At 37.2% G+C, this 16,460-nt stretch carries 15 protein-coding genes and 3 tRNA genes; 11 read left to right on the top strand and 7 right to left on the bottom strand.

Going from position 1 to position 16,460, the window contains the following annotated elements; translation table 11 throughout:
* Positions 1-3 precede the first annotated feature (3 nt).
* Positions 4-870, bottom strand: coding sequence for an OmpA family protein (locus tag IV514_RS16065; protein ID WP_206486342.1), 867 nt, complete (start codon positions 868-870; stop codon positions 4-6).
* Positions 871-1,054: 184 nt separating this feature from the next.
* On the opposite strand from IV514_RS16065, the gene rnt reads away from it, so the two are divergent.
* Positions 1,055-1,735 carry a ribonuclease T gene (gene rnt, locus IV514_RS16060; RefSeq protein ID WP_206486341.1) on the top strand — a complete coding sequence of 227 codons (681 nt, stop codon included), beginning with the start codon at positions 1,055-1,057 and terminating at the stop codon, positions 1,733-1,735.
* Here rnt and IV514_RS16055 read toward each other — a convergent pair.
* From IV514_RS16055 to IV514_RS16045, 3 genes are all read right to left on the bottom strand, one after another.
* Positions 1,732-2,106 carry a hypothetical protein gene (locus IV514_RS16055; protein WP_206486340.1) on the bottom strand — a complete coding sequence of 125 codons (375 nt, stop codon included), beginning with the start codon at positions 2,104-2,106 and terminating at the stop codon, positions 1,732-1,734. The genes rnt and IV514_RS16055 overlap by 4 nt on opposite strands.
* 150 nt (positions 2,107-2,256) lie before the next feature.
* Positions 2,257-2,862: a peroxiredoxin C gene (locus IV514_RS16050; RefSeq protein ID WP_206486339.1), complete on the bottom strand. Its 606-nt coding sequence runs from the start codon at positions 2,860-2,862 to the stop codon at positions 2,257-2,259.
* 95 nt (positions 2,863-2,957) lie between these two features.
* A complete protein-coding gene (locus tag IV514_RS16045; protein WP_206486338.1) occupies positions 2,958-3,290 on the bottom strand; it encodes a Grx4 family monothiol glutaredoxin in 333 nt (110 codons plus the stop codon).
* A 263-nt stretch (positions 3,291-3,553) separates the two neighbouring features.
* Between IV514_RS16045 and sodB the strand changes: the two genes are divergently transcribed.
* The 4 genes from sodB (at position 3,554) to IV514_RS16025 (ending at position 9,214) form a co-directional block, all read left to right on the top strand.
* A complete protein-coding gene (gene sodB, locus IV514_RS16040; protein WP_206486337.1) occupies positions 3,554-4,135 on the top strand; it encodes a superoxide dismutase [Fe] in 582 nt (193 codons plus the stop codon).
* 285 nt (positions 4,136-4,420) lie between these two features.
* Positions 4,421-6,355 carry a PrkA family serine protein kinase gene (locus tag IV514_RS16035; protein WP_206486336.1) on the top strand — a complete coding sequence of 645 codons (1,935 nt, stop codon included), beginning with the start codon at positions 4,421-4,423 and terminating at the stop codon, positions 6,353-6,355.
* Positions 6,356-6,391: 36 nt separating this feature from the next.
* Positions 6,392-7,669 carry a YeaH/YhbH family protein gene (locus IV514_RS16030; RefSeq protein ID WP_206486335.1) on the top strand — a complete coding sequence of 426 codons (1,278 nt, stop codon included), beginning with the start codon at positions 6,392-6,394 and terminating at the stop codon, positions 7,667-7,669.
* A 21-nt stretch (positions 7,670-7,690) separates the two neighbouring features.
* Complete coding sequence (locus IV514_RS16025) at positions 7,691-9,214, top strand: SpoVR family protein (RefSeq protein WP_206486334.1); 1,524 nt, start codon at positions 7,691-7,693, stop codon at positions 9,212-9,214.
* A 42-nt stretch (positions 9,215-9,256) separates the two neighbouring features.
* Here the strand turns inward: IV514_RS16025 and fadR are convergent, their stop codons facing one another.
* The gene (gene fadR / locus IV514_RS16020; protein WP_206486333.1) at positions 9,257-9,967 is read right to left on the bottom strand and encodes a fatty acid metabolism transcriptional regulator FadR; all 711 of its coding nucleotides are present in this window, start codon (positions 9,965-9,967) and stop codon (positions 9,257-9,259) included.
* A gap of 284 nt (positions 9,968-10,251) precedes the next feature.
* On the opposite strand from fadR, the gene nhaB reads away from it, so the two are divergent.
* Positions 10,252-11,847 (top strand): sodium/proton antiporter NhaB, encoded by a 1,596-nt coding sequence (nhaB, locus tag IV514_RS16015; protein WP_206486332.1) that lies wholly within the window; start codon positions 10,252-10,254, stop codon positions 11,845-11,847.
* Between the two features lie 152 nt (positions 11,848-11,999).
* Positions 12,000-12,518, top strand: coding sequence for a disulfide bond formation protein DsbB (dsbB, locus tag IV514_RS16010; RefSeq protein WP_206486331.1), 519 nt, complete (start codon positions 12,000-12,002; stop codon positions 12,516-12,518).
* Between the two features lie 61 nt (positions 12,519-12,579).
* On the opposite strand, the gene IV514_RS16005 is transcribed toward dsbB, so the two are convergent.
* The gene (locus tag IV514_RS16005) at positions 12,580-13,221 is read right to left on the bottom strand and encodes a LiaF domain-containing protein (protein ID WP_206486330.1); all 642 of its coding nucleotides are present in this window, start codon (positions 13,219-13,221) and stop codon (positions 12,580-12,582) included.
* 220 nt (positions 13,222-13,441) lie between these two features.
* Positions 13,442-14,854 (bottom strand): glutamate--tRNA ligase, encoded by a 1,413-nt coding sequence (gltX, locus tag IV514_RS16000; protein WP_206486329.1) that lies wholly within the window; start codon positions 14,852-14,854, stop codon positions 13,442-13,444.
* Positions 14,855-15,123: 269 nt separating this feature from the next.
* On the opposite strand from gltX, the gene IV514_RS15995 reads away from it, so the two are divergent.
* The 4 genes from IV514_RS15995 to IV514_RS15980 all read left to right on the top strand — a co-directional run bounded on the left by IV514_RS15995 (position 15,124) and on the right by IV514_RS15980 (position 16,337).
* Positions 15,124-15,199 (top strand) — tRNA-Val (locus IV514_RS15995).
* A 31-nt stretch (positions 15,200-15,230) separates the two neighbouring features.
* Positions 15,231-15,306 (top strand) — tRNA-Val (locus tag IV514_RS15990).
* A gap of 30 nt (positions 15,307-15,336) precedes the next feature.
* Positions 15,337-15,412, top strand: a tRNA-Val gene (locus IV514_RS15985).
* A gap of 235 nt (positions 15,413-15,647) precedes the next feature.
* Entirely contained in the window at positions 15,648-16,337 is a 690-nt protein-coding gene (locus IV514_RS15980) for a transporter substrate-binding domain-containing protein (protein WP_206486328.1), read from the top strand.
* Positions 16,338-16,460 lie beyond the last annotated feature (123 nt).

The following is a 16,460-nucleotide window of genomic DNA, read 5'->3' as shown; positions in this document are numbered from 1 at the left end:
GCGTTACTCTTTATCCATACGAATAACCACTCTTCGGTTTTTCGCTCGACCAAGTACCGTTTCATTTGAGGCTATATGGCGTTTTTCACCATAACCTTTCGCTTCAATGCGACCCGCATCAATACCATACTTGATAAAATAATCACGTATTTTATTGGCACGTTTTTCTGAAGTTTTCTGGTTAGTTGACTTCCAACCGTAGCTATCAGTAAAGCCATCAACCAACACTAACTCCAACTCGGTATCTAAGCTTAAATACTCACGTATCATGGCGATACGGCGCTTGGACGCTTTAGTGAATTCATCACTGTTAAATTTAAAATTAAGTACCGTATAGGCAATGTCATCAAAACTATAATCGAGTAGATTACCCACACAAGCAACAAAATCTTGATACGCTTTATGAAAACGCGAAGTTGATAACCCAACGGTAATTTGATCGTTATCATTGTACCAATCATCATAATAAAAAGTTGGGCTCATCCCTTGTTCTAGCTCTGATAACATAGTCCAAGCGACTTTTTTCGGCAGATCTGGGGAGAACTGCTTATGCAACTTCATATCAGCGAGAGTTCGCCCTGCAACACCGGGTTTCCAATTAGGGGCAACCGATTTTACCTGAGCAAGGGAATAGTTATCTGGCAGACGAAGCATGTCTAGCTCAAATTCCATGTTGGTATTGCGGTTAGCACGGCTATAGAACTTGGCTTCACCATAATTTGGAATTTGGTGCGATAAAGTACACTCAAGACGAGAGTCATTGGTTAATTGCCACTTAGCACTACCAAGATCGGCTTGATACTGTCTGATCCCTGCATGACTTTGACTAACGAATGCACATAACGATAAAGCTATTAGAGTTTTTTTCATCACGATCTTATCTACATTTAAGAACTTCATTATAACTATCGACAAATCAGCCAATAACTTAAGCATTTTTTTTAAATTTACTCATTATTAATTATTTTTACTGAAACGCTTTAGTTTTACTAGTAAAAATCTGCGATAATGCCTTTCCAGTTCAGCTAACAAAAATTATCTACCTTAAAACAAAATGACAGAAGTAAACACTAACGCCAGCGAACAAACGAAAAATCTACACCAATATGCAAAGCGATTTAGAGGCTATTTTCCCGTAGTTGTTGATGTAGAAACAGCTGGTTTTAATGCCAACACGGATGCATTATTAGAGATTGCAGCAACCACATTAACACTTGATGAGCATTCAGGATTATTTAGTTTAGATGAAACGATTCACTTTCATGTAGAGCCCTTTGAAGGCGCTAACTTAGAGCCTGCTGCGCTAGAATTTACCGGCATAGATCCTAATAACCCGCTGCGAGGAGCTGTCCCTGAAGCAGAAGCATTAAAAGCGATTTTTAAACTGATCAGAAAAAAAATGAAAGCGGTAGGTTGCCAACGAGCCATTATGGTGGCCCATAATGCAGCATTTGACTTGGGCTTTGTCAATGCAGCAACCGAGCGCTGCTCAATTAAACGTTCCCCCTTTCACCCTTTTGTCAGCTTCGACACCACAACTTTATCAGGCTTAGCACTTGGACAAACCGTATTGGCCAAAGCATGCCAGGTTGCTCAATTAGATTTCGACAATAAAGAAGCTCACTCAGCGTTATATGACACAGAAAAAACGGCTGAGTTGTTTTGCCATATTGTTAATAAATGGCAAACACTTGGTGGTTGGCCTCTGATAACAGACACAGATCAAGATAATTAAAAAAGCGTTTTACCTTTACTTCTATTCGCTCTTCGACACATTAAATTACGAAAAGCCAAGACGAATAACGCAAATGCAATAAACTGTAATATCGGTTGTACGGTACTCATTAAGATAAAAATTCCGATCGCACCATAACAGTATGGTAAGTATTCGTATATCAGTTCAGGGATGACATGTTTTGTTTTAAGATGGGGGGTTTTATCTAACCGTCGATGCGCAGAGCGAGTGACAAGGACAACACAAGCCACAATATAAAAAATTGACGCTGAAAATATAAAGTGCCAACTTTTTCCATAAGCGAGTAAAGCACCGCTTATTAAAAAGTACAGATAAGGTAAGTTTTCATAAATCGGTTTAGGCAACACCACAATAACCATCTCCTTATTGATAAATCTCAGTGTAGTCTGAAAAGTGTAATAATTAAATTTTATTCTGTTCTGTACTATTCAATCACTTATTTTTTATAAGCAATAAAAAAGCCGCACAAGCGGCTTTTACAGGACACAATTACTCAACAATTATAACTTGTCAGCATTGTCTGTTAAGTATGAAGCAACACCTTCTGGAGAAGCTGTCATACCTTTATCACCTTTGTTCCAACCTGCTGGGCAAACTTCACCGTGCTCTTGGTGGAATTGTAATGCATCAACCATACGAAGCATTTCATCAACATTACGACCTAATGGTAAATCATTCACTACTTGGTGACGTACATTTCCTTCTTCATCAATTAAGAATGAACCACGGAATGCAACGCCAGCTTCTGGATGTTCAACATCATATGCTTGACAGATTTCATGTTTAGTATCAGCAACTAAAGTATATTGAACTGGACCAATACCGCCTTCATTTACTGGAGTATTTCGCCATGCATTATGTGAGAATTGAGAATCGATAGAAACACCGATCACTTCAACACCACGGCTTTTGAATTCTTCAAAACGATGATCAAATGCTAATAACTCAGAAGGACAAACAAATGTGAAGTCCAATGGATAGAAAAAGATAACCGCTTTTTTACCTTTAATTGCTTCAGATAGGTTAAAACCATCTACAATTTCACCACTTCCTAGTACTGCTGCTGCGGTAAAATCCGGTGCTGGACGACCCACTAATACACTCATTTTTTTCTCCGATTGTTGTCGTGATTAATATATTATTTTTACCTCAATAAGTATTGAGGCATTACTTGTTTTTTCAACCAAAAAGTAAAATAAATTTACTCTTCAGTCGTGTTTTTCACTGCAGCCTCTTTTACTAAAGGTTGTAATTCACCTTGCTGATACATTTCCATGATAATATCACAACCGCCAATTAGCTCTCCTTCCACCCACAATTGCGGAAATGTTGGCCAATCTGCATATTTAGGTAACTCTGCACGGATATCCGGGTTTTGCAAAATATCAACATAAGCAAACTTTTCACCACAAGCCATTAATGCTTGAGATGCTTGAGAAGAAAAACCACAACTTGGCAGCTTAGGAGAACCTTTCATATATAATAAGATATTGTTTTCTGCAATTTGTTGTTTAATACGTTCAATAGTATCCATATAAACCTCTATTTTAATAGCCATTGCATTGAATAATGGAGACAACCAATACATTATTCAATGCAATTACCATTAACTAATTAATATTTCGTTCTATGTTAAAAGATATTAACCTTGATAATTACGCTGGCAATACCTATATATTTGGGTAAACTATGCAAAGTTGTTAATACCTGAGTATTTTACTCGGATTTTTATAAAATCAAACAACTTCTTTTATTTTGGGCAAAATAAATATTTCTAATCAATTCCTGGAGAATATAATGGCTATTGAATTACCAGCGTTACCTTATGCACAAGACGCTTTAGCACCGCACATTTCAGCAGAAACTTTGGAGTACCATTACGGCAAACACCACAACACTTATGTGGTTAAGCTTAATGGTTTAATCGAAGGTACAGACTTTGAAGGTAAATCATTAGAAGAAATCGTCAAGTCATCTGAAGGTGGTGTATTCAATAACGCAGCACAAATTTGGAACCACACATTTTATTGGAACAGCTTAAGCCCTAATGGTGGCGGCGAACCAACTGGCGCTTTAGCTGAAGCTATTAACGCAAGCTTCGGTTCATTTGCTGAATTCAAAGCGAAATTTACCGACAGCGCAGTAAATAACTTCGGTTCAAGCTGGACATGGTTAGTGAAGAAAAATGATGGCAGTTTAGCCATTGTTAATACCTCAAATGCGGCAACACCACTGACAGATGAGGGAGTAACTCCTCTTTTAACAGTAGATTTATGGGAGCATGCATACTACATTGACTACCGTAATTTACGTCCAAGCTACATGGAAGCATTTTGGGCATTAGCGAACTGGGATTTTGCATCAGCAAATTTCGCTTAATTCTCACCAGTAAATAAATGAAAAAACCAGAGCATTTGCTCTGGTTTTTTTTATGCCTTATTAATAAAAATCAATTAGATATTTCACTTAACCTTAAACTGCCGTTGTAAAAAATATTTACTAATAATTTCACCATAATAAAAAATAAAGACTAAGCTTATAAATAGATAAGTTAAATTTTCGGTCTATATGATTAATCAGGTTGAATAAGATAGCTCACAATGTAATACAACACTATATTTCACTCTTATTCTTCCGATAGTCAATTTTGCTGTGGAGGCGGTTATGAGTATTTTTCAGCACTATCAATCACGATATGATCAAGCGCAAGAAGAAACTTGCTCAGTACAGGACTTTTTAACCATTTGTCAAAAAGATCGCTTTGCCTATGCCAGTGCAGCTGAGCGTCTTTTACATGCGATTGGCGATCCAGAGATGATCGACACATCAACAGAGCCTCGCTTAAGTCGTATTTTCTCTAACCGTATTATTGCACGATATCCTGCATTTAAAGACTTTTACGGCATGGAAGAAGCGATTGAACAAATCGTTTCATACCTCAAACACGCTTCACAAGGCTTAGAAGAAAAGAAACAAATTCTTTACTTACTCGGCCCTGTTGGTGGCGGTAAATCCTCTTTAGCTGAAAAATTAAAATCATTGATGCAACAAGAGCCTATTTATGTATTAAGTGCAAATGGTCAACGAAGCCCAGTAAATGACCACCCTTTCTGTCTGTTTGATAAACATTCTGATGGAAAAATATTAATGGATGAATACAACATTCCTGAACGTTATCTTAATACTATTATGTCGCCTTGGGTGGCTAAACGATTACATGAATTTAAAGGTGATATCACCAAATTTGATGTGGTGAAAGTCTTTCCGTCAATTCTAGATCAAATCGCCATCGCAAAAACTGAACCTGGTGACGATAATAACCAAGATATTTCAGCGCTCGTTGGTAAAGTTGATATAAGGCAGTTAGAACATTTTGCACAAAATGATCCAGATGCTTACAGTTACTCAGGCGCTTTATGTCGGGCTAATCAAGGGCTGATGGAATTTGTCGAGATGTTCAAAGCCCCTATTAAGGTCTTACACCCTTTGTTAACGGCAACTCAAGAAGGTAATTACAACCCAACCGAAGGACTTTCAGCTTTACCTTTTGACGGTATATTACTAGCTCATTCCAATGAATCCGAATGGCAAACGTTTCGAAATAACAAAAACAACGAAGCCTTTTTAGATCGGGTGTATATTGTAAAAGTGCCTTATTGCATGCGTGTTTCGGAAGAAGTTAAAATTTATCAAAAACTATTAAAAAATAGTGAATTAGCTGGTGCACAATGCGCCCCAGACACCTTAGAAACACTCGCGCAATTTTCTGTATTATCGCGATTAAAAGCGCCTGAGAACTCAAGCATTTATTCTAAAATGCGCGTCTATGACGGTGAAAGCTTAAAAGATACAGATCCCAAAGCAAAATCTTATCAAGAATATCGAGATTATGCAGGAGTAGACGAAGGCATGTCAGGGCTTTCAACTCGTTTTGCTTTCAAAATTCTATCAAGGGTATTCAACTTCGATCATATGGAGGTAGCCGCAAACCCTGTTCATTTATTCTATGTGTTAGAACAACAAATTGAACGCGAGCAATTACCAAAAGAAACAGCAGAACGTTACTTAGAATTTATTAAAGGCTATCTATCTCCACAATACATTGAATTTATCGGTAAAGAGATTCAAACCGCCTACTTAGAGTCATACTCAGAATACGGGCAAAACATCTTTGATCGCTACGTCACTTACGCAGACTTTTGGATCCAAGATCAAGAGTACCGTGATGCTGAAACCGGGCAATTATTCGACCGTGAAGCACTGAATAACGAGTTGGAAAAAATTGAAAAGCCCGCTGGTATTAGTAATCCAAAAGATTTTCGCAACGAGATTGTCAATTTTGTCTTACGGGCGAAAGCCAATAATAACGGCAAAAATCCACTCTGGACCAGTTATGAAAAACTACGGACAGTGATCGAGAAAAAAATGTTTTCTAATACTGAAGACTTATTGCCAGTTATTTCTTTTAACACCAAAACATCCAATGACGATCAACAAAAACACGATGATTTTGTTGAACGTATGATGAGCAAAGGGTATACCAAAAAACAAGTACGTTTATTATCTGAATGGTACTTACGTGTTCGAAAATCTTCTTAATGATACGCGTTAACCTGGTTAATTTGAGGTAACTACATGGCCAATTTTATCGATAGAAGGTTAAACAGTAAGAATAAAAGCACCGTTAATCGACAGCGCTTTATTCGACGCTATAAGCAACAGATAAAAAAGTCAGTTGAACAAGCGGTGAATAAGCGTGGCGTTACTGATGTTGACAGTGGTGAAAGTATTACCATTACAAAAAAAGATCTTAGTGAGCCAATCTTCCATCAAGGAAAAGGAGGCATAAAAGATCGCGTTCATCCAGGTAATGATCAATACAGTGAAGGAGATAAAATTAAACGCCCACCGCAACAACAAGGTCAAGGTAGTGGACAAGGTGAAGCAAGTGACTCTGGTGAAGGAGAAGATGATTTCGTTTTTTCTATATCAAAGGATGAATATTTGAACTTATTGTTTGAAGATCTTGAATTACCAAACTTAGAAAAAAACCAGCTAGACAAGTTGATTGATTATAAAACCGTACGTTCCGGTTATTGTGCCGAAGGCATGCCTGCCAATATTGATATTGTAAAATCGTTGCAAGGGTCTATCGCCAGACGCATTGCCATGACGTCAGGGAAACGAAAGCACCTCAAAGAGTTAGAACAACAACTTCTAGCCTTAGAACAAGATACACATGAACACATCAAAGAAATAAAAGGCCTAAAAAAAGAAATCAAAGCACTGAAAGAGAAAATCAAAAAAGTGCCTTTTATTGATACCTTTGATCTACAGTTTCGAAATTACGCCAAACAGCCTGTGCCAACATCAAAAGCGGTGATGTTCTGTTTGATGGATGTTTCTGGTTCGATGGACCAAGCCACTAAAGACATAGCTAAACGTTTTTATATCTTATTATACCTTTTCCTTACGCGTACTTATAAAACCATCGATGTAGTCTATATTCGCCATCACACTCAAGCTAAAGAGGTAGATGAGCAGGAGTTTTTCTATTCTCAAGAAACAGGCGGCACGATCGCATCAAGTGCGCTGGAGTTAATGGTAAAAATTATGAATGACCGCTATAACCCCAGAGAGTGGAATATCTACGGTGCACAAGCTTCAGATGGTGATAATTGGGCTGATGATTCACCTCACTGTAGCGAATTAATGGTAGAAAAAATATTACCCATCACGCGCTACTTTGCCTATATAGAAATAACCCAACGCGCCCATCAAACGCTGTGGCAATATTATTCACAAGTTGCAAGTACTCATGAGCACTTTGCCATGCAACACATCAAATCGGTTGAAGATATCTATCCGGTATTTAGAGAACTGTTTAAAAAGAACCAAAAGCAAGTTGCTTAGCACAGCGCTTAGGGAGTTAATATGGCAAAAAAAAATAAAATGTTGTCTGATGGTCCTGATTGGACGTTTGAATTACTCGAGCAATATCAGCACGAAATTGCCCGTATTGCTGAACATTATCGCCTAGATACTTACACTAACCAAATAGAAGTCATTACGGCTGAACAAATGATGGATGCGTATGCCAGTGTAGGCATGCCGATTGGTTATAACCACTGGACATTTGGTAAAAAGTTTATTCAGACAGAGCAAACTTATAAACGTGGACAAATGGGATTAGCGTATGAAATTGTCATTAATTCCGACCCTTGTATTTCCTATTTGATGGAAGAAAACTCGATGGCTATGCAAGCATTAGTGATGGCCCATGCTTGTTACGGTCATAATTCATTTTTTAAGAGCAACTATTTATTCAAGTCATGGACAGATGCAAGTTCCATTATTGACTATTTGCTATTTGCCAAAAACTATATCGCTAAATGTGAACATAAATATGGCATCGATGAAGTAGAAGCGTGTTTGGATGCTTGTCATGCATTAATGAATCATGGTGTTGATCGTTATAAACGCCCACAGAAAATATCTCTTGAACAAGAATTAGAACGTCAAAAAGCACGTGAGGAATATTTACAATCACAAGTAAATTCCCTGTGGCGAACTATTCCAAAAAGCCAAAAAAAAGGTGCTTTGAAGCAAGATAACTTTCCAAATGAACCACAAGAAAACCTGCTCTATTTCATCGAGAAAAATGCGCCATTGCTCAAGCCCTGGCAAAGAGAAATTGTACGAATTGTGCGTAAAGTCTCTCAATACTTCTACCCACAAAAACAAACCCAGGTAATGAATGAAGGTTGGGCCTGTTTTTGGCATTACACCATTTTAAATCATATGTATGATGAAGGCCTAGTCAGTGATCAGTTCATGTTAGAGTTTTTACATAACCACACAAATGTTGTTGCTCAGCCTGACTACAATAGTCCGTATTATTCAGGGATCAATCCCTATGCTTTAGGCTTTAATATGTTTATTGATATCAAACGTATTTGCCAATCCCCTACTGAAGAAGATAAACAATGGTTTCCTGATATTGCAGGCAGTAATTGGTTAGATACCGTTCATTTTGCCATGGAAAACTTTAAAGATGAGAGTTTTATTAGCCAGTTTTTATCACCCAAACTGATCAGAGACTTTAAACTCTTTCATATTCATGATGATGAAAAAGAGAACTTTATCGAAATCTCTGACATACATAATAAAAAAGGCTACCAAAATATTCGCTCAACACTATCAAACCAATATAATCTAAGTAATCTAGAAGCAAATATTCAAATTACTAAAGCAGATATTAATGGAGATCGTTCATTAACACTTAAGTATACACCGCACAACGAGGTACCATTAGCAGAGTCGAAAGATGAGGTTTTAAAACATTTGTATTATCTATGGCAATTTGAGGTAAAACTGATCCAAGAAGACCAAAATGGTCATGATGAAATTATTGCGCAATGTCCACCACCAGCAGAAGATAAAGAAAAGGCAAGCTAACTGCTTGCCTTATAAGTAAGAATATTACTAAACACAAAAATGCTACTCAGATAATTCTTTCAATACATCATCTTTCAATTCAGCCCATAATTTACCAGATTCAATACCATATTTACGTACAGTTAATACGGATTCGTCATGTTTACCCGCTTGCGCAAGTTCAATCAACTTCTGATAATATTGGCGAGATATTTCACGACCTGTAGGGTGAGAAAAATACAAAGCACCTAAACGAGAATATAATCCTCTAAAACCGTTTAAAATCAACAAATAAATAGAGTTACCAGAAGCAACGACAAGCTCTTTATTTAATTGATAATCAAACTCTGCAAAAGCTTCCCCTGTATCGGCAATCTCTTCATACGCTTTTAACAGCTCTATGGTTTTCTCAGGATTATTTTTTATTGCACCGCGTACATATATTGCACTGATATTGGTGCGAGCAGACATCAGGTTGTCAACAAGATCAGGGATCCCTTCTTGGTCTAGCTGCGCCAATGTTTCAAGAATGTTCAAACCTGAAGTTTCCCAAAAGTTGTTCACCTTAGTCGGTTTACCATGTTTAATGGTTAACCAACCATCGCGAGCCAACCTTTGCAATACTTCTCTTAGGGTTGTTCGTGTAACACCAATTAATTCAGACAGTTCTCGTTCAGCAGGCAAAATAGAGCCTGGAGGAAAACCGCCATTCCAAATAGACTCAACTATGTACTGTTCTGCAAACCCTGCAGGACTTTGTGCTTTAATAACCATATGGCTCCACGAGACTCTTTAGATAATGGGAAATTGAAACTGATTGTACCAGAAGATTTATTTGGTACAAGCACGTTTGAATAAACTTTGCACATAAGTATCATCTTATATTTTTAATTAATTTTTAAGCTTTTTGGAAAAATTTGCATTTGCTGTGATCACGATCACTCTATTCTAATTTACAAGGTTCCATTTAATGCTTACACTAAAGACTATTGTTTAATAATTAATAACAATGACAACATCTTAGTTAAACATTGTCGTACTAAACCAAAAGGTTCTTTATGCAACAATCATTTACCAGTGCATTTTATAAAAACTTTCTGGGTAATTCACCAGAATGGTATAAATTGGCCATAATCGCGTTTCTTATTATTAACCCGATTATATTTTTCTTTATTAACCCCTACGTTGCAGGCTGGGCGTTAGTAATAGAATTTATCTTTACCCTCGCAATGGCACTTAAATGTTACCCTTTGCAGCCTGGCGGTTTACTCGCCATTGAAGCCGTAGCTATCGGCATGACTTCACCTGGTCAAGTGATGCATGAAATGGTGATCAACTTTGAAGTAATACTACTGCTGATATTTATGGTCGCGGGTATTTATTTTATGAAAGGCTTGTTACTGTTTTTATTTGCGAAGATAGTCACAAAAATTCGCTCTAAAACTCTAGTATCTCTACTCTTTTGTTTCTCAGGTGCATTTTTGTCTGCCTTTTTAGATGCATTAACCGTTATCGCCGTTATCATCAGTGTTGCCGTTGGGTTCTACTCTGTCTATCACAAAGTAGCTTCTGGTAAAGAAACTCACCATGATCATGATCATACATCCGATAACGAAGTGACTGAATACTCACGCAATGATTTACAACAATTTCGTGGTTATTTACGCAACTTATTAATGCATGCTGGTGTTGGTACCGCTTTGGGTGGTGTTTGTACCATTGTCGGTGAACCACAAAACTTAATCATTGGACAACAGGCGGGCTGGGAATTTGTAGAATTTGCCATTCGGATGTCACCTGTCACTATCCCTGTGTTTATTTGCGGCATGTTAACTTGTGTGTTTTTGGAGAAAATGAAGTGGTTCAGCTATGGCGTTCAATTACCCGAAAATGTTCATCATATTCTTCATGAATTTGATGTAGAAGAAAGTAAAAAGCGCAATACTCGCGATAATGTAAAACTAGTGATGCAAGGTTTTATTGCTGTATGGCTCATCATTGGCTTAGCCCTACATTTAGCGCCTGTTGGTATGATAGGTTTATCGGTTATCATTTTAGCGACAACTTTTACTGGTATAACCGAAGAACATCAAATCGGGCACGCCTTCGAAGAGGCATTGCCATTTACGGCATTACTTGCTGTATTTTTTGCTGTTGTTGCCGTCATTGTTGACCAACAACTATTTACACCTGTGATAACTTGGGTATTAACCTACGAAGGGAATATGCAACTTGTTATGTTCTATCTAGCTAACGGGTTATTATCTATGGTAAGTGATAACGTGTTTGTTGGTACTGTCTATATTACTGAAATTCAAAAAGCCTTAGCAGCAGGCACAATATCTCGTGATCAATTTGATTTATTAGCGGTAGCGATTAATACAGGTACTAACTTGCCTAGTGTTGCAACTCCAAATGGTCAGGCAGCATTTTTATTCTTATTAACCTCTGCACTTGCTCCGTTAATTCGCTTGTCCTATGGTAGAATGGTCTTTATGGCGCTGCCTTATACAATTGTTTTAACGATTGTAGGTTTGATCGCGATTTCAACGGGTTTCCTTGAATCTAAAACAGCGGATTATTATGATTCAGGAGTTATCCAGCATCATAGTGTTACTGATGGTAAAGGAGCTCCAGAGCCCTCTCACCATTAAAAATAACTAATCGTTAAACAGCGCCTTAAATTGCAATACTTAAGGCGCTTTTTTAATGTTAAAATTAACCTTTAGTGACAAAAACAATAGTGTAATTCTTTTCTTACTTTTATAATCTTACTCACAAGAATAACAACATTTTAGGACTAGCAGTGAAATTTATTAGTGACCTTTCAACCAACAAGAATGCTTGGTTTTTATTAGCAGCGAGTGCTTTAGGATTAGAGCTTGCCGCCCTATTTTTTCAATATGTAATGGACTTGAAGCCATGCATTATGTGTATTTATCAACGTGTTGCAATTTGGGCTATCTTCTTTGCTGGGCTCATCGGATATTTCAGTAATCAATTTATTTTAGGCCGGCTATTTTCCTATAGCTTTTGGGCAACAGGAGCTATTTGGGGGTTATTGATCGCCTTAGAACATGTAGAAATGCAAACCTCTACCATGTCATTTTTGTTCAGCTGTGAATTTGTCCCTAACTTTCCACAATGGGCTCCCCTCCATGAATGGATACCCGCATTATTTGCAGCAACTGGAGATTGCGGTGAGATTAATTGGCAATTTTTAGGGTTGAGCATGCCTCAATGGATGGTCGTAGTTTATGGCTTATATACAGCTTTATTTACTATTATTATACTCGGCAGAGTGATCCACAGAAAAATGTTTTAATAATAAAGTAGCAAATAGACACTCGCCAGAGTGTCTATTTGCCGCTAGTAATGTGTTTAAGCTAATTGAACATCTTCTTCATGCTATCAGCAAAAGCAACAAACTTTTCTTTTATCGTCCGCTTCAGCTTTATATTTAAGCCTCCAAAGATACAAACCCCTTCGATAATAATGGTAGGTGCATTTCTATCAGCAATAGAAGGTGCTTTATTATTAACACCACCAAAAATACAAAACGCTTTAGACACTACATTCACATTTTCAGGAACGTAAATATCATCACCACCAAATAAGCACAATACTTTTATTGTCGTTTCAAGTTGTGAAAATTTTGCTTCAGAAAAATCGATAGTACTACCACCAAAAATACTAATTGAACGTATTTCCTTAGCTACAGTCCAATAGCCACTGCGATCACTACCACCGAAAATATTCACTAAATAATCGATTTCTTGAAAATTTGACGGAGAAACATTTGCATGAAAGTCCTTTCTTTTACTTTCGACAAAATCCTGATCAACATCAAGCTCGAGATCTTCGGCCAGCGCAGCTATCTCTTTGTTATCTTGACTCGCCATAGCGCAATCTAAGCGCCTCTCAAAGGCTTCAAAAGAAAGCTTGCCATGGCTATAGTTCATTATTAGTTGATCTATCACCTCTTCTCTAACAGCTTCTATCGGCCTATCTTCAATGACTACTGGCATCCTTTCACTCCTCTATTATTTATTAACCTTACCGGCGTATATTAAGCACAATTCAGACCATAAATAAAAACATTAATAATCAGTAAGTTATTGAAAATTCATTTTTAATAATAACGAATATGTAGCGAAACTGACAAAATTATTAGCACTAAAAGCAAAAAGGCATGTTAGCTATCTAACATGCCTTTTATTATTTGTAACCTATCGAAAAACTAACCTACTAACTATTAGCAATTCTCTCTGCAATAGCAGCTAATGCTTTATCGATACGGCTTAACACATCTTCTTTTGCTAGCAATGCAAGCGTTACATCCAGCGACGGTGAATTTCCTGCGCCTGTTGCAGCAACTCGTAATGGCATACCTACCTTGCCCATACCGACTTCTAATTCTTCAGCAGTTTGATTAATAGCATGATGAATAGCTTCTGCATTCCATTCTGTCAATTGAGATAATTTTTCTTTAACAACTTCCAACGGCTGCTGTGCTACTGGACGTAAATGTTTTTTTAATGCAGTCGCATCAAACTCACTGTATTCTTGATAAAAATAACGAGAAATGTCCGCCATCTCTTTTAATGTTTTAACACGATCTGCTTGTACTTTTACTATTTCTTCTAGTGCAGGGCCATTGCTTACGTCTATTCCTTGATCTTGCATATGCCAGGCTAAATGCTCAGCAACATAACTTGGCTCTAGCGTCTTCATATAATGTTGATTTACCCAAATAAGCTTTTCGGTATTAAAAGCCGATGGAGCACGATTACACCCAGATAAATCAAATAACTCGATCATTTCTTCGCGAGAGAAAATTTCTTGATCGCCATGCGACCAACCTAAACGAACTAGGTAGTTTAATAATGCTTCTGGTAAGTAACCATCATCTCTATATTGCATCACGCTGACAGCACCATGACGTTTTGACAAACGCTTGCCATCGTCACCTAAAATCATAGGGATATGTGCATATTCGGGAAGTGGAGCACCTAAAGCTTTTAAAATATTAATTTGACGGGGCGTATTGTTGACATGATCATCACCACGAACCACATGGGTTACTTTCATATCCCAATCATCAACCACCACGGTTAAATTGTATGTTGGAGAACCATCGGAACGAGCAATAATCAAATCATCTAATTCCTCATTAGCAATGGTAATATCGCCTTTAACCATATCATTAATTACAACATTTCCTGACTGTGGGTTTTTAAAACGGATCACATAAGGTTTCCCTTCGGGGTGATCAGTGCGCTCACGCCACATGCCGTTATATTTTTCCTTCTCCCCTTTTGCGCGAGCTTCTTCTCGCATTGCCTCAACTTCTTCAGCAGTACAATAACAACGATATGCATGACCTGACTCAATAAGTTGTGTAATAACTTCCTTGTAGCGGTCAAAGCGCTCAGTTTGAAAATAAGGCCCTTTAGTCCACGCTAAATTTAACCAGTTCATACCATCCATAATGGCATCCACTGATGCTTGAGTTGAACGTTCAAGATCTGTATCTTCAATACGTAAAATAAAGTCTCCACCATTCTTCTTGGCATATAACCAACTATAAAGAGCGGTACGCGCTCCACCGACATGCAGATACCCTGTTGGACTTGGTGCGAAACGGGTTGTCAAACTCATATAAAACTCGCTGTAATAAAAGATTATGTATTAATGAATAATCACTAATAATCAAATGTAAAAATTAGACGCATTTTATCAGGCTATTTCACGGAAAACATCAAATCATTAACGATATTTTTTGAATGTCTGATAATAAAAAGCTCACAAAAACACCATGATGAACGAAATATAATCATTCGACACAAATAAGTGAAAAAAAAAGAAAAAATAGCTTAGTTTTAGTTGACAGTTTTTGTGTTCCACCTATAATACGCCCCCACAGAGACGGACGATTAGCTCAGTTGGGAGAGCACCGCCCTTACAAGGCGGGGGTCACTGGTTCAAGCCCAGTATCGTCCACCACTTTTTTTAAGTCCTCTGTAACAAAATGATTGGACGATTAGCTCAGTTGGGAGAGCACCGCCCTTACAAGGCGGGGGTCACTGGTTCAAGCCCAGTATCGTCCACCAGTCATTTTAATCCAAAGAATTATCCAATATGGACGATTAGCTCAGTTGGGAGAGCACCGCCCTTACAAGGCGGGGGTCACTGGTTCAAGCCCAGTATCGTCCACCACTTTTTTATACTCTTATCATTTTAATAATTAAAAAATCTTAAAAAAACAATTAAGTTAATTATATTTTCTATAGTTCAGCCATATACCCACTCCAAAGTAACACCTGCTTATATATCATCACTATTATTTATCGAACGAGTAAATCATCGCTTTGTCTGACAAAACTTGTAAATATTCAAATTTATGCAACTATTGATCTAAGAAGATAATAATACAAAATTCAAACCTATAATCATGCGTACAAATTTGATCACTATATTGTTGATGGTGATATTAAATATTAATGTAGCGGCAGCGAAATTCACTACCGATCTTAGCTGGGGCTACATAGATTTTAAGCCATATCACTATAGTGTTAATAACAAAGTACAAGGAAAAATCGCTGAAACTGTTGAGCAAATATTTACTAATGCTAACTTAAACTACTCAACAGTTAAACTACCCAATAAAAGAGCAAAGTATTATGTAGATCAAGGAAGAATAGGCTTCACAACCGTAATAGAAAGCTTCGTTAAAAACAGTTCTTTATATTTAAGGAGTACAAAGCCTATCTACACTATTACATTAGGGGCAATTTGCCTTGATGAAATTAGCAAGATAAATACTATCGATGACCTAAAAGAGATAAAACTCATCCTATTATCCGGCTACACATACGGTCTAGATAAAAAGATCGATAATACAGAAGGCTATAAGGTCGTTTTACAGGCACAAAACCATGAAAGTGCTATTAAAGCACTTATCCACAACAGAGCAGATTGTGTTTTAGGCTATGAGGGGCCCTTTCTTGTTGAAAAGGCAATACATCAAGATGTTAAGTTCTATTTCCATCAAATAGACTCACTGCCTGTTTATTTATTTCTTAATAAAAATATCGCTAACTCTAGCGAGATCATGAAATTAATTAATAATGCGATTCATTGAATAACCTATGAAATCTTTTGTTCGATTTAAACTAGCAAGAGCGTTTTGTTAAGATCATAACTAGGTTATGTTAACAAGCACAAATAAAGTAAATGATGAAGCAGTCATCAGTTACTTTATCAT

This window comes from Thalassotalea sp. G2M2-11 (assembly GCF_017168195.1).
Taxonomy (GTDB): Bacteria; Pseudomonadota; Gammaproteobacteria; order Enterobacterales; family Alteromonadaceae; genus Thalassotalea_E.
Note: the sequence above shows the minus strand (reverse complement) of the source record. Positions and strands in the feature narration are given on the sequence as shown.

Coding starts and splice junctions, on each gene's coding strand:
- IV514_RS16005 (WP_206486330.1), bottom strand. CDS start 13,221: ATGCCAGTAGTCATTGAAGATAGGCCGATAGAAGCTGTTAGAGAAGAG.
- nhaB (WP_206486332.1), top strand. CDS start 10,252: ATGCAACAATCATTTACCAGTGCATTTTATAAAAACTTTCTGGGTAAT.
- sodB (WP_206486337.1), top strand. CDS start 3,554: ATGGCTATTGAATTACCAGCGTTACCTTATGCACAAGACGCTTTAGCA.
- rnt (WP_206486341.1), top strand. CDS start 1,055: ATGACAGAAGTAAACACTAACGCCAGCGAACAAACGAAAAATCTACAC.
- fadR (WP_206486333.1), bottom strand. CDS start 9,967: ATGGTTATTAAAGCACAAAGTCCTGCAGGGTTTGCAGAACAGTACATA.
- IV514_RS16030 (WP_206486335.1), top strand. CDS start 6,392: ATGGCCAATTTTATCGATAGAAGGTTAAACAGTAAGAATAAAAGCACC.
- IV514_RS16050 (WP_206486339.1), bottom strand. CDS start 2,862: ATGAGTGTATTAGTGGGTCGTCCAGCACCGGATTTTACCGCAGCAGCA.
- IV514_RS16045 (WP_206486338.1), bottom strand. CDS start 3,290: ATGGATACTATTGAACGTATTAAACAACAAATTGCAGAAAACAATATC.
- IV514_RS16035 (WP_206486336.1), top strand. CDS start 4,421: ATGAGTATTTTTCAGCACTATCAATCACGATATGATCAAGCGCAAGAA.
- IV514_RS16065 (WP_206486342.1), bottom strand. CDS start 870: ATGAAAAAAACTCTAATAGCTTTATCGTTATGTGCATTCGTTAGTCAA.
- IV514_RS15980 (WP_206486328.1), top strand. CDS start 15,648: ATGCGTACAAATTTGATCACTATATTGTTGATGGTGATATTAAATATT.
- gltX (WP_206486329.1), bottom strand. CDS start 14,854: ATGAGTTTGACAACCCGTTTCGCACCAAGTCCAACAGGGTATCTGCAT.
- IV514_RS16025 (WP_206486334.1), top strand. CDS start 7,691: ATGGCAAAAAAAAATAAAATGTTGTCTGATGGTCCTGATTGGACGTTT.